Below are 12,557 nucleotides of genomic sequence, written 5' to 3' on the forward strand. Positions count from 1 at the left end.
CAATTTATTGCAACCGCAGTAGGACAGCCTTAAGTCCGACAGGCTGCTAGTGCTGGCGTTGATGTGGCGTCCAATGTTTAATAGCCGGGCTTCAAGAATTGCATTTCTCTGAAAGGGATTGTTTATGGCCATCTTTCGATTGGAAAACCCTGTGCAGCATTATGACTGGGGCAGTCAGAATGCTATGTGTGAACTTTTCGGTATGGCTAACGAGTCCGGTCGGCCAATGGCTGAGCTCTGGATGGGGGCTCATCCGAAGGCACCTTCTATGGCTCTGGTTGATGATCCGGTGCCCTTGAATGCGCTGGTGGATGACCAGGCCGCCCATCTGGGTAGAGGATCTCTGGAAAAGTTTGGTCACAGGCTGCCTTTTCTTTTCAAAGTGCTGGCTGCTGCCAAGCCGCTGTCTATACAGTCCCATCCTAACAAACAGCAGGCGTTGGCAGGGTTTGTTCATGAAAATCATCTGGGCGTGCCGCTGGACGCCTTTCATCGAAACTACCGGGATGATAATCACAAGCCAGAGTTGCTCTACGCCCTGACACCTTTCAGAGCCATGAATGGTTTCCGGTCACTGGATGAAATGCGTTTTTTGTTCGAAATGGCTGGGCTGGAATCGCTGGTAGAGGCATTGTGCTGGCTTGGAGAAGGCAAACTCAGGGCTTTTTATGAACACCTGATGGGCCTTAAGGAAGAAAAAAAGGACTGTTTGGTTGCTGCTGCTCTGTCGTTTGCTGAGACTTCGGATCATCCGGCCTGGCAGGAAGTCTGTCGTCTGAATCAATTCTATCCGGGTGACATCGCTGTTCTCAGTCCATTACTGCTTAACGTTGTAGAACTGACTCCGGGCCAGGCCATGTTCCTCAGAGCAGGGACACTCCATACCTATCTCGAAGGTACGGCATTGGAAATCATGGCATGCTCCGACAATGTTCTCAGAGGTGGGCTGACCAGCAAGCATGTTGATGTACCCGAGCTGCTCAAGACCATTGAGTTCGTCACCGTTGCCCCTGCTGATGTGTACCTGAAGCCTGAACGGGAAGAAAATGGTGAAACCCGTTTTGTCTCTCCTGTCGATGATTTTCTTTTTAGTGTCATTCAGTCTGAGCAGGCTAGTGAACCTTTTCAGGTAAAAGCCGCCGAGATTCTCTTTTGTGTGGAAGGTCATCAGTGTATCAGAGCTGGAGAAAGATCTGTTGAACTGACACCTGGCAGTGCCTGTTTCATTAGTGCTATGGCAGAATCCTACCGAGTGGAAGGTGTTGGCCGTCTGGCCAGAGCGACATCCACTCCCTAAAACAGGGCAAATTACTTATGCTGCTTCTGCTATCTCACGATCGTGAATGAGTGACCCTTAATGTCGAACAGGGTTTTCTGATATATCATTGTTCGTTCTCTAATTTTGAAAAATATTATGCCAGTGACTCAGCTCAAACCCTTGGACCGTAAGTTTTCCGTTGCCCCCATGATGGACTGGACGGACAGGCATTGCCGTTATTTTCACCGTTTATTATCAGAGCGCTCGCTGCTCTATACCGAAATGGTGACGACCGGAGCTCTGGTATTTGGTGATAAAGAGCGTTTTCTCAAACACAATCCTGAAGAGTATCCACTGGCTCTTCAAGTGGGTGGTCACGACCCAAAACATCTTTCCCAGTCAGCGCAGTATGCTGAACAATGTGGCTACCATGAAATCAATCTGAACGTGGGGTGTCCCAGCGACAGGGTTCAGAGTGGCCGGATAGGTGCCTGTCTCATGGCAGAACCTCAAACCGTCGCAGAAGCTGTCAAAGCCATGAAACAGGCGGTCAATATTCCAGTGACGGTGAAACACAGGATTGGCATAAACGGTCGTGATACCTACGAGGAACTGGTGGATTTTGTGGGTAAAGTGGCTGAAGCCGGTTGTGAAACATTTATTGTTCACGCACGTATTGCGATTCTTGAAGGCCTGTCTCCCAAAGAAAACCGTGATATTCCTCCTCTTAAGCCTGAGGTGGTTTATCGACTGAAAAAAGATTTTTCGGATCTGGAAATCATCATCAATGGCGGCATAGGATCCTTTGCTGAGATTGAGCAGCACATGGCGCGTGTGGACGGCGTTATGTTGGGCCGGGAGGCTTACCATAATCCCTATCTGATGGCTGAAGTCGATAATCGTCTTTATGGTACCGGTAAACCAATGATTGAGCGTCATCAGGTGGTTGAGAAAATGCTGCCCTACATTGAGTCCGAGCTGGCAAAAGGCACATACCTGAGCCACATAACCCGTCATATGTTGGGCCTATATCAGGGCGAGCCCGGGGCTCGTAAGTTCCGTCGTTATATCAGCGAAAATGCCCATAAAAAAGGCGCCGGATCAGAAGTTCTGCTTGAAGCAGTCAGGCAGGTTGAAAGTCTCAGGGAACGGGCGCAGGATGCAGCTTGAGTCACCGTCAACAAGGCTGATGGTGGGCCTGTTGAGCTGAAACTTTCTTTCTTGAGAAAGCTCTCAGCTCTTGCCCTTGGTATTATTCTTACCGCTGTTTTGAATCTGCTCAAGCTGTTTCACCAGCTCACTGAAAGCTTCCCGGTTTTCTTCGCTCAGACCCATCAGCACCTTGTGGGCATCCAGAACTTGCCTGACCTGGGTGGGTTGCTCCAGATTTCCATCGCAAGCAATATCGTGCATGTTCAGGTTCAGCTTTTCATAGCCTTCCAGCTCCTTGACAATCACAAATACCCTGTCAAACCCCATACTCAGCAGAATCCGGGTGATGTCATCTTTGGTTGAAATAATTACCGGTACCAGCCCCAGGTTTTTCTTGGTCTGAATAGACAGTTTGGCCAGTAGACCCAGTGAGGTGCTGTCGATAGTGTCTGTGTCGGTCAGGTCAATAATGACCGAGGTGAAATCAGGCTCATTGATCATCTGTTCCAGAGATGAGCACAGAGTCAAGCGCACTTCCCCCACCAGTTTCAGAACATAGGTACCATCGTTTTTTGCGAACAGTATTTTTCCAGTAGTCATTCACTCTCGAGCCAGAATCAGCATGGCCATGTCGTCCGGAGCGGCTTTCATGGTTTTTAGCCCCAGCTTTTCTGTCAGCGCTGATACGTTGACGGCTCCCTCTTTGATAACAGACAACAAGTAGTCTTCCTTCTCCTGAAGTGTCTGCTGCGGCAGTACCTCCAGAATACCGTCGGACAGGATAGTTAAGGTAAATTGCTCGGGCAAGTCAATGGTGACATCTTCAAAAGTCGCATCTTCGAACAGGCCTACCGGTAACCCCCGGCCTTCAATACATCGGGTCTCTTTCGGCGTGGAAAGAATGGGTAGAGGGTAATGGCCGCCAAAGGCATAAGTCAGCTTCTGATCACGGGTGTCGACGACACCGCCAAAGACTGCAACATGCTTGCCCAGACCCGTTTCCAGAAGGCTGCGATTGAGGAAGTTCAGCACATGGGAAGGTTTGACCCTGGCCCGGCCTCCATGGGACTGATATTCCTTGAGCAAGTTCATGGACATATGCTTCAGTAATACCGTGATAAAGGCTGAAGATGCTCCGTGACCGGAGACATCAGCCAGATAAAAGGAAAAGCTGTGTTCGTTCAGAGCGAAGTAGTCAACAAAGTCGCCACTGAGGTAGAGAGAAGGGATGATCTGGTGGTCTACTTTGAAGTTTTCAAAGATCAGTGGCTCCTGGGGAAGCATTTTCATCTGAACCTGACGGCCTGCTTTCTGATCCTCCTGCAGCAGATGCAGGTTGCTTTCCAGCGAGTGAATAGCTTCTTCAAGGCTTTCACGGTAGCGGCGATTTTCAAGTATCAGTTGGGCATTTTCAAGAGCACGGTTAATGGCATACTCCAGAACTTCCAGATCGACAATAGGTTTGACGAGATAGTTACTGGCGCCAAGACGCAGTGCTTGTACCACGTCGGTCATGACACCGGCACCGGAAACCACGATAAAGGGCATATCCGGAGACAGCTCACGGACGCTACGAAGCACCGACAGTCCATCCAGTTTGGGCATTCGCAGGTCACAGAGAATCAGGTCCGGGGGAGTCTCCTTGAAGATTGCCAGACCCTGCTCACCATTTTCTGCCTGAAGAATACTGAATCCGCTACCTTCGAGATAGGCTACGATGCTTTCTCTGACAATTGTGTCATCATCAATGACCAGAATGGTACTGCTGGTCATATCCAGAGTCCTGCCTGCCGGAGAGATCTGTTCAGACCTGTGTCAAGAAAATCTGCGTCAAGGAAAACAGAGTGCATCTGACGTTGAACCGTGATTAATTTGTGATGGATGAAACATACTCTCAACCCGGCTTTGCTGCAAGCTGAGGTAAGGTAAAGCGCAGAAATCTATCTTGAGCTGAGGTACCGTTTGTTCTGGTCTAATCGTCCGATTATATCGCGGCAGGGTTGGCCGGATACGCCTGAATCAGTGTGTTAGCACCCTGTTTCAGGCGTATTTGGGCGGGTGTTATCTCATCAGAAATCGTCTTCTGGCAGCTGACCTGTAATCAGGTATTCACGACGTTGCAGATAAGCATCGCGGATAAAGGTGTAGCGATCACCCACAATCAGTTCTTCAGAGCTGAGCAGGGACGAACGAGTGTTAACTAAGTCCACTCCTCTGGCCGTCCAACGATCCCGCTCCGGCTGAATCTGTCCCTGGAGGTTCATCATTGAGTCCGGCAATAAGCCGATACCTGATCTCAGTGTTCTTGATCCAAAGAATGGCAACACTACATAAGGTCCTGATGGTGTACCCCAGTGGGCGAGTGTCAGGCCAAAGTCTTCATATTTCTGCTCAATCCCCAGTGGGGTGGCGACATCAACCAGTCCCAGCATACCTACCGTTGAGTTAATGCCAAAGCGTCCAACTGAACTCAGTGCCTCACTGCCTTTAAATTGTAATAAAGCGTTGGCAGCATTGCGGATCTCGCCGAGGTTTGAAAAGAAGTTGGTGACCAGCTGCTGAACAGGCTTGGGAGTCACTGTATCGTAACCCTTAGCCACAGGCTTCAGAGCATAAGTGTCCAGCGTATCATTGAACGAAAAGATAGCGCGGTTCGCTTTCTCCCAGGGGTCGTCGTAGGAAACGACAGCAGCACCGGCACTGGAAACAAATCCGGCGAGTAGCAAGGCGGGTATTACTTTAACCATATTTTTTAGAGTATTTTTCAGGTTTGCAGCCAGTGAGCGTGTCACGTTCCTGTCCTCGCTTTCCTTGTTGATAGAAACTAGCCCAAATCATCGTGTGTGGAGAGTTACAGTTTGAATTATTGCACCGTTGAGTGGAATAAATCATAAGGGTATTCATTTTATACTGATTCGAAAGACTTAAAAATGTATAAAAATCTCTCACTTGCCTGTGAATCTGCCAAAACCACAAGCCTGCGACAATCTAACGGTGTCCGTAAAGGATATTTTCTGACCATGCCAGCTAAGGAGTATACGTTTGGACAACCTGGCAATTATTCTCGTATTCGTCTCATCTTTCATGCATGCCGGCTGGAATTGTCTTGGAAAAAGGGTAAGGCCTTCAGGAGCCAGCTTTACCCTGTCTGTAATGCTCGGGATGCTGGCTTTTGTGCCTCTGTTGCTTTTTTATATCGACTGGTTGGGAGAAATCTCCCGGGAAATTTGGTACCTGTTAATTCTGAGTGGCCTGTTTCAGGCCATCTACTACCTGGGACTGGGTCAATCTTACCGTTTTGGCGATATGTCGCTGATGTATCCGGTCTCGCGCGCTCTTCCTGTTCTTCTGGTTCCGCCTGTTATCGGTTTATTAGGTTGGGGGGCAGAGCTCTCACCGGGAAAATGGCTGGCTTTCAGCCTCATTGTTTCAGGCTGTATCATCCTGCCACTCTGGCACTGGAGAGATATCAGGTGGTCTCACTACCTCAACTCTGCAACGGCCTTTGCAGTGATGGCTGCCCTGGGTATCACGGGATATTCTGTGGTCGACAGTCAGGCTCTCATGTTAATGAGAGCGCTGTGGCCCGTTGAAGGAGTGGCCTTTAAAAGTGCTCTGCTCTATCTGATTCTTCAGGCCGTCGCAACCTGCCTATGGCTGGTGCTTTTCACGTTTCCCTTTCAGAAGCAGCGAATTGAAATAGTACAGTTGTTTGCATGCCATCGTGGTGCTCTGTTTTTTACAGGTGTGGCGATGTTCTCCACCTACAGCATCGTGCTCGCCGCCATGGCGTTTGCTGATAATGTCAGCCTGATTGTGGCTCTGCGCCAGACCAGCATTCCAGTGGGCGTTTTAATGGGGGTTTTTCTGCTTGGAGAGAGAGCTTCGTCACAAAAATGGTGGGGCACTGGATTAATCGTTTCCGGCTTGATTCTGGTAAGTATCTGACGATGCATAAGTAAATGAATCTGGCATGAAACCTGATTAGTAAAAAAGCCACGTATTGGCACTGGAAGCTGAAAATATCTTGTGAGACTATCAGGAGCTTGGCAATCAGGAGGAATCATGGACGACAGCCGAAAGAATGAAACCGAGACTCAAAGCAGTACACACAGTTGTCACAATGAGGCACGGTTACTGGCTCTGAGAAAAGCTTACCTTGCAGGTGAGCTGAGAGTAGACAGTGCCAGAGTGGCAGATAAACTGCTTGCTTTCGAGAGTACACTTGAATCAGCCCTGAGACACCGGGCCCATCTGAATGAAAAAAGCAGCTGACTGATTTCAACGACAGGGATTTATCTCCAGTCAGTTTGCAGAACGACTTTAATTGTTGGAAAAACACCATCCATTCGTTAGAATGCAAAGCGAGCCAGCCGCAACGATCTACGTGCTGGCTTTTCTATGCTCCCTTGGCACAGCTGGATAGCGCGGCCCCCTCCTAAGGGGCAGGTCGGAGGTTCGAATCCTCCAGGGAGCGCCAGATATAGTAAAGGCTCCAGGTTTTGAGCCTTTTTTATCCTTGCGATGGGTCGTCAATAGGTCGGATGCATTACACATTGTCAGAGTATTGCTGAGCCAGACTTTCATAGCTTTTTTGATTGTTCAGCCAGCTATCCAGATCCTCTACCCGATACCGGACTAATTTTTTGCCCACCCTGAAAAATTTTGGGGGAGCTTCCCCGCAAAGTTCTCCTGAAATCCTTGCTCTATCCAATTCAGATTTTGACAGGCCGATGTACTTTGCTGCTTGTGCTGTATTCAAGACGGCAGGTGAGAGTTCTTTAACGGTATGGTGGTTCATTGAGTTTACCTTTATTGAACAGGTTTATATTTTCAGGTAGCAAACTGCCACTCCAGACTTCATTGGTGATTCTGGTTTTCTGGTACTCGCTTTTATTGATCCAGTCTTGTTGATAGGCAACATCAGCAATCCGTTCCGTCAGTGCGGTCAAGGATATGGAGCCTTGTCGTATGAGTACGATGTTGTCAGGGGGCTGCATAAGAAACAGGGCAGGGTATGTGGTGAAAATGCCAACCAGAGCAGTATCAGGCCAAGCCCGAAACACCAGATTGCGAATGAGCTGGTTTGTTTTTGAGAAGTTGTCATAACAGAGATGGAATCGATTGTTCAGGATTTTGGCGAGCAAAGAATCGGGATTCTGCCTTTCAATAAACGTCCGCCGCCCAATCGTGCAACGTATTCCAGATTGGGCAGCTCACCAAGCAGTTGTGGTGGAAACAAGTCTCCGGTTTCTTCCAATTGTTGTTCACTGAGGTTACCGGTGAATTCCATGGGGCGGTTAGCGTCGGTGCTGATGCCCTGATTGTGGATAAAGCCATCATTTCCCATAGTGATGACATCAGCTCAGCCACTTTTAGTCCCAATAGCCGCTTTGTGGTGACCACCGGTTTAGTGTCACTTGATAGAGGTACCGAAAACATTGCGAAAATCATTGAACTATGGAAAGAAGAGTAACTCCAGTAGCATCCCGGAAAATCTTGGCTATTCTCTGATGCTCTACCAATAATGTGATTCACCCATGGCGTTCCTTTATTTTTCCAAAACAAACATTCAACACGGATTGTTCTGGCATTTTCTTACAAACAAGAAGGGCGTGATTGGTATTTTTTTTTCCCTGCTGGCTATGATAGTTGTGCCGATATGCTATTCCTCAACCCTTATTGACCGTCATCATCCCGATGGGCGCAAGTTTCGGATTGAAATCAACGATGGGAAAACACGCAATAGCACACTGACACTGACAGTGACAGGTGGCCAGCCCGCTGGCAATGCCGATTTTCCCGGTGTCGCCAGAGGAGGTTTTTTTTATTTGCCTCCTCCTCCCTGGGGAGGTGGAGGCGGCAGGCCATCGGGATTGTTCGAAATTGACCTGACTATTCTGCAACCCGTCATCAACTGGCTGATGTCCATAGGCAAGAATTCTGTTTCGTTTGAGCAACAGCCCTCCCCGGCACGTTTGCAAATCACCCGCGTTAATGTCGATGGCTCTGCCAGTGAAGCGGCTATACCCCTTGACTGGCTCAACTTTCTGGATAGTGAACAGCTGCCCGATGTTGATTTCTGGGACACTCTCCTCCAGCGTGTCGCCAGGACTTGCCCGGCCAGCGAAAGCCTTCAGTGGCAACTTGGCTGTTTCAAACTGCTTCTTGAGCGTACTGTCTTGAAAACCCATCATGGTGATGGCCGACAGGCAGGTAATGAGGATGGTCAACCCTCTGGCAGCAGACCCAATGCAGGATCAAATGACGCAACTAACCAGCATCATCAACAACAGGAGAAGAGAGAAGCACCTGAAAATCGAGAGAGCAAATCACCGGGAGAAGGTAATGTTAGCAGCGGCGATGGCAATAACAGAAAAGACGACAATGGAGAGCAGAGTAAAAATAATGCTTCGACTCAGGACCTTGAGCTACTTGCCAACCAGCTTTTAGCCATCATTGAAAGCGACGATCCCAACGCCGCTTTTAAATTCAGGGAAATGCTGGATAAGCTGAACATGCCTCAGCGTTTGCAGGTTCTGGAAACAAAAGGCACAAACATCAGGGGTAATACTATTACTCCTCTTGAGGCGATATTGGCACTGCCGCGTTCTTCCTATGAGCACACAACACACAACCGATTTATCGAGCAGCTGCTAGCAGCCACTGACAACAACTACCTGATGATTTTGTCTGACGACAGCCACCTGATGAGTGCCTCTGAAACCATAGATGATTACATCGCTATCAATGCTTTCGACGATAATGCACTGCATGTGGATAAAGAAGAACCTGCACACATTATTGATGCAGAGTGCGCGGTATGTAAGGAGCAGTTTGAACGCACGTCAAATATAGTGAAAACGCCCTGCAATCACCTTTATCACGTAGACTGTTTAAAACAGTGGTTAAACAAAAGGCAGCAGGATGCTTCAATTATAAATTGTCCTACATGTCGTACAGAATTAAACGCCTTGAGTAAAAAACTTAACGACTTTAACCAACTATTGAGAAAATACGACGGTTGTCATTCTTTAGCTATTGCAGAAAGAGCAGTTAATGAATGGAATAAAGCAGAAACAGGTTATGAAACCTTGTACCATTTTATCCAATTTTGCCGACATAACAGCCAGGCATCTGATGATTCACAGTTTGTAAAAATCTTGGGACGCCTCGTTCATCTGGTGACAAAAGCCGAGATCCACCATCACGGTCATATCTCAGCCATCTTCAGCGCCAATAGCCGCCGTATGGTGACCGCCAGTGACGACGGCACTGCGAAAATCTATGTTTATCAGTCCGATGGACCCTGGAAGGAAGAGTTCACTATCCGCGACGATGGTCCGGTCAAATTAGCCAGCTTCAGCGCCGATAGTAGTCATGTATTGACCGTCAGTGACGATGGAACAGCAAAAATCTATGTTCGGAAGGAGGATGGTTCATGGCAAGAAGAAATCACTATCCGCCACCGTGGGCCCATTAATTCAGCCACCTTCAGCGCCGATAATAGCCGTGTGTTGACCGCCAGCAAAGATGGTACAGCAAACATCCATGTTCAGAAGGAGGTTGGATCATGGGAAGAAGAAGGGACCATCAGCCATGATGGTCCTATCGATTTAGCCAGCTTCAGTGATGATGGTAGCCATGTGGTGACTGTCGGCGAAGATAATGTGGTAAAAATCACGGGCAAATCAGCCGATGTGTCATGGCAAGTAAAAATCATCGTTATCCATAAGGACTATGTCAACTCAGCCATCTTTAGCCCCGATAACTGCTATGTGGTGATCGCCAGTGACGATGGTACGGCAAAAATCATTGGCTGGAAAGACGATGAATCATGGGAAGAAGAATTCACCATTAGCCATATTAGCACCGATAGTTCGGTCATATCAGCCGCCTTCAGCCCGGATAGCCGACATGTGTTGACTGTCGGCAAGGATAACCTGGTTAAAATCATTGGCAAACGGGCCGACGGATCATGGTTAGTAAAAGCCGTCATTTCCCACAGTGATTTCATTGAGACAGCCACCTTCAGTCCCGATAGCCGCCATGTGGTGACCGCCAGTTTCGACAAACAGGCAAAAATCTACGGCGAAAAGACCGATGTCTTATGGGAAGAAGAAATCACTATTCACCACAATCATTGGGTCTTCTTAGCCACCTTCAGTCCCGATAGCCAACATGCAGTAACCGGCAGTTATGATGGAACGGCAAAAATCCATAACCACAAGAATGATGGATCATGGGAAGAAGGACTCACTATCCATCATACTGATCAGGTCTCTTCAGCCACCTTCAGTGCCGATGGCCGCTTTGTGATGACCTCTGGTTTTGATGGTATCGTGAACATCAGGCTCCTGACGGGTAATGGGTCACGGAAAGTACAATTCACTATCCGCCACCCCAATCCAATCTTCTCAGCCAGCTTCAGCGCCAATAGCCGCTTTGTACTGACCCAAAGTTTTTTGGGAGGATTTGGTGTGTTCGGCAACATCGTGTCAATTACTGAACTATGGAAGGAATAGTAAATCAAGCAACGTCCCGGAAACTCTTGGCTATTCTCTGATGCACTACGAATAATGAGATTCACCAAAAGTAGCGGCAACGAACCGGCGGCAGTTTGTCGGTGATAAATTTCTCGGTGTCAGGGTTCTGTGATAGACCCGTGATGCTCCACCAGACTGAATTCCAACCTGTCCATCAATAAACGGCAAGCTCAACTCAACAGCCGGTTTGCGACTCAGGCATTGGAAAAGCAGTAGTGCATTCGTCAGCACCAGTACCAGCAACATCAGTCTGTCCAAACAGAGCTGCTGATGCCATTGCTTCAATCGTCGCAGATAGTCTTGAATAGTCATTTTCGGGAAGGGTAAAAGACCCGAACATAGGGGTTGGGCAAGGTTCTGGCTTTCACAAAATAAAAGCCCAGCCAGTAAATGGTTCTTCCTGTTAGGATTGGGAGAGGTCTTGTGCTACAGGTGCTTCAGGAATAGAGATTCCAGTTCCAAAATGGAGCTTAATTGTTGCTTTTTGGCAGTTTTATGAAGCTGTACAATAACTTCATATTGATCCGGCTCACCTTCTGCGTCACAGAAAACTTTGAGTTCATCCGGAATAATTTCATAGTTAATCATAATGGCCAGTGCCTGCACCAGAGAGGGTGAAAATAAGCCAGAAGTCGATCTTTAATTACATCGGAGGCAAGCAAAATGGGTATGTCGCCTTGTTCTGAATGAGCGACAGTGGTTTCTTGAATAATCTGGTTTCCAATAGCGAGAGGTGCAGAAGGAAACTCAACACAGATCTGCGTTGAATCATTGACAAACACGCGGCCTTGTTTAAAAAAAACCTAATTCAGCCATTGCGGTTTTCAGCGATTCTGAGGAGTCGTAGCTGGTGTTAACCATATCAATATCTTTGGTCAGGTATAGGTTTTCACTGTAAATTTCAACGGCTAAACCACCCACCAAAACCACCCGAATGCCATGCTGCTTAAGATGATTGGCGACAATGGCTGCCAGTTCAACAATGGGCGTGCTACTAAAATTTGTCATGATTTAATTCTGAAATTAATGATCCCTTGGTTGGATAGCAATAGTCGGTTTGCCTGCTGCTCTGGGGCGGGTTCTGGTCATGGTGAGGTTCTGGATCATGGAGTCCGGATAGGCCGACAGGGCCGACTTAAGCAGTTCTTTCAATGGCGACAGGAAAGGGTATCGGGGGTTAAGCTGATATTCTCTGAGCCTGCCAATCAGGTGGCTCACCAAAACGCCATCTTCTTCAAGCCGGGCAAGCTGTTTTTGCACGGAGTTTGAGGAGATTTCGTAAAATTCGGCAATGGCCTTGCCATAACCGGAGCTGCGAAGCATTAGATATATAAGGATTTTTTCCTGACTTTCCGCTCGCAAAATGCCTTTCAAAATGAACATGATGTAATATATTATTTTACCAACATATGGTAAATATATACCATTTCATGATATTTATAAATCAATCTATGGTTTTGAGTGGCGGATAGAGCTGGTTTTTTGTTCTTGATACAAGTTGAGTTGTTCAGGTCGAACCTCATGAAATCGGACTTCCAGCCGCTTGCGACTGTCCTCCCGGTGCTGGTCGAAATCCAGCCTTGACCCTTTGCCCGTCAGAG

The 12,557-nt window shown here is 47.9% G+C and carries 15 protein-coding genes, 1 tRNA gene and 1 pseudogene; 7 read left to right on the forward strand and 10 right to left on the reverse strand.

The features are described 5' to 3' along the window. Nucleotides 1-124: 124 nt before the first annotated feature. On the forward strand, nucleotides 125-1,297 hold the full coding sequence (gene manA, locus KDK19_RS23615) for a mannose-6-phosphate isomerase, class I (RefSeq protein WP_257279983.1): 1,173 nt from the start codon (nucleotides 125-127) through the stop codon (nucleotides 1,295-1,297). A gap of 117 nt (nucleotides 1,298-1,414) precedes the next feature. Beyond that, nucleotides 1,415-2,428 carry a tRNA dihydrouridine(20/20a) synthase DusA gene (gene dusA / locus KDK19_RS23620; RefSeq protein ID WP_257293086.1) on the forward strand — a complete coding sequence of 338 codons (1,014 nt, stop codon included), beginning with the start codon at nucleotides 1,415-1,417 and terminating at the stop codon, nucleotides 2,426-2,428. 63 nt (nucleotides 2,429-2,491) lie between these two features. On the opposite strand, the gene KDK19_RS23625 is transcribed toward dusA, so the two are convergent. The 3 genes from KDK19_RS23625 to KDK19_RS23635 all read right to left on the reverse strand — a co-directional run bounded on the left by KDK19_RS23625 (nucleotide 2,492) and on the right by KDK19_RS23635 (nucleotide 5,202). After that, nucleotides 2,492-3,010 carry an STAS domain-containing protein gene (locus KDK19_RS23625; RefSeq protein ID WP_257287768.1) on the reverse strand — a complete coding sequence of 173 codons (519 nt, stop codon included), beginning with the start codon at nucleotides 3,008-3,010 and terminating at the stop codon, nucleotides 2,492-2,494. Further along, nucleotides 3,011-4,183, reverse strand: a complete 1,173-nt coding sequence (locus KDK19_RS23630) for a SpoIIE family protein phosphatase (protein WP_257279980.1) — start codon at nucleotides 4,181-4,183, stop codon at nucleotides 3,011-3,013. A gap of 296 nt (nucleotides 4,184-4,479) precedes the next feature. Continuing rightward, the gene (locus KDK19_RS23635) at nucleotides 4,480-5,202 is read right to left on the reverse strand and encodes a VacJ family lipoprotein (protein ID WP_257279979.1); all 723 of its coding nucleotides are present in this window, start codon (nucleotides 5,200-5,202) and stop codon (nucleotides 4,480-4,482) included. Between the two features lie 250 nt (nucleotides 5,203-5,452). Here KDK19_RS23635 and KDK19_RS23640 point away from each other — a divergent pair, with 250 nt between their 5' ends. From KDK19_RS23640 to KDK19_RS23650, 3 genes are all read left to right on the forward strand, one after another. Next, entirely contained in the window at nucleotides 5,453-6,358 is a 906-nt protein-coding gene (locus KDK19_RS23640; RefSeq protein WP_257293087.1) for a multidrug DMT transporter permease, read from the forward strand. A 117-nt stretch (nucleotides 6,359-6,475) separates the two neighbouring features. Then, complete coding sequence (locus KDK19_RS23645) at nucleotides 6,476-6,685, forward strand: hypothetical protein (RefSeq protein WP_257279977.1); 210 nt, start codon at nucleotides 6,476-6,478, stop codon at nucleotides 6,683-6,685. A gap of 128 nt (nucleotides 6,686-6,813) precedes the next feature. After that, a tRNA-Arg gene (locus KDK19_RS23650) sits at nucleotides 6,814-6,890 on the forward strand. A 69-nt stretch (nucleotides 6,891-6,959) separates the two neighbouring features. On the opposite strand, the gene KDK19_RS23655 is transcribed toward KDK19_RS23650, so the two are convergent. From KDK19_RS23655 to KDK19_RS23665, 3 genes and pseudogenes are all read right to left on the reverse strand, one after another. Further along, complete coding sequence (locus KDK19_RS23655) at nucleotides 6,960-7,211, reverse strand: AlpA family transcriptional regulator (RefSeq protein WP_257274324.1); 252 nt, start codon at nucleotides 7,209-7,211, stop codon at nucleotides 6,960-6,962. After that, complete coding sequence (locus KDK19_RS23660) at nucleotides 7,192-7,557, reverse strand: hypothetical protein (RefSeq protein WP_257279976.1); 366 nt, start codon at nucleotides 7,555-7,557, stop codon at nucleotides 7,192-7,194. The genes KDK19_RS23655 and KDK19_RS23660 overlap by 20 nt, the downstream gene beginning before the upstream one ends. Then, nucleotides 7,539-7,733: pseudogene (locus KDK19_RS23665) on the reverse strand (conjugal transfer protein); the annotation flags it as partial. The gene KDK19_RS23660 and the pseudogene KDK19_RS23665, both read right to left, overlap by 19 nt. Between KDK19_RS23665 and KDK19_RS23670 the strand changes: the two are divergent. Both KDK19_RS23670 and KDK19_RS23675 read left to right on the forward strand, forming a co-directional pair. Beyond that, nucleotides 7,638-7,886 carry a hypothetical protein gene (locus KDK19_RS23670; protein ID WP_257293091.1) on the forward strand — a complete coding sequence of 83 codons (249 nt, stop codon included), beginning with the start codon at nucleotides 7,638-7,640 and terminating at the stop codon, nucleotides 7,884-7,886. The pseudogene KDK19_RS23665 and the gene KDK19_RS23670 sit on opposite strands and share 96 nt — an antisense overlap. Nucleotides 7,887-7,950: 64 nt before the next feature. Further along, entirely contained in the window at nucleotides 7,951-10,935 is a 2,985-nt protein-coding gene (locus tag KDK19_RS23675) for an RING finger domain-containing protein (protein ID WP_257293088.1), read from the forward strand. 45 nt (nucleotides 10,936-10,980) lie between these two features. On the opposite strand, the gene KDK19_RS23680 is transcribed toward KDK19_RS23675, so the two are convergent. The 4 genes from KDK19_RS23680 to KDK19_RS23695 all read right to left on the reverse strand — a co-directional run bounded on the left by KDK19_RS23680 (nucleotide 10,981) and on the right by KDK19_RS23695 (nucleotide 12,339). Continuing rightward, nucleotides 10,981-11,214 carry a hypothetical protein gene (locus KDK19_RS23680; protein WP_257279974.1) on the reverse strand — a complete coding sequence of 78 codons (234 nt, stop codon included), beginning with the start codon at nucleotides 11,212-11,214 and terminating at the stop codon, nucleotides 10,981-10,983. A 168-nt stretch (nucleotides 11,215-11,382) separates the two neighbouring features. After that, nucleotides 11,383-11,544: a hypothetical protein gene (locus KDK19_RS23685; protein ID WP_257293089.1), complete on the reverse strand. Its 162-nt coding sequence runs from the start codon at nucleotides 11,542-11,544 to the stop codon at nucleotides 11,383-11,385. 204 nt (nucleotides 11,545-11,748) lie between these two features. Further along, entirely contained in the window at nucleotides 11,749-11,964 is a 216-nt protein-coding gene (locus tag KDK19_RS23690) for a nucleotidyltransferase (RefSeq protein ID WP_257293090.1), read from the reverse strand. A 15-nt stretch (nucleotides 11,965-11,979) separates the two neighbouring features. Further along, entirely contained in the window at nucleotides 11,980-12,339 is a 360-nt protein-coding gene (locus tag KDK19_RS23695) for a winged helix-turn-helix domain-containing protein (protein ID WP_257276181.1), read from the reverse strand. Between the last annotated feature and the right edge of the window lie 218 nt (nucleotides 12,340-12,557).

The organism is Endozoicomonas sp. ONNA1 (assembly GCF_024606325.1).
Lineage (GTDB): Bacteria > Pseudomonadota > Gammaproteobacteria > Pseudomonadales > Endozoicomonadaceae > Endozoicomonas_A.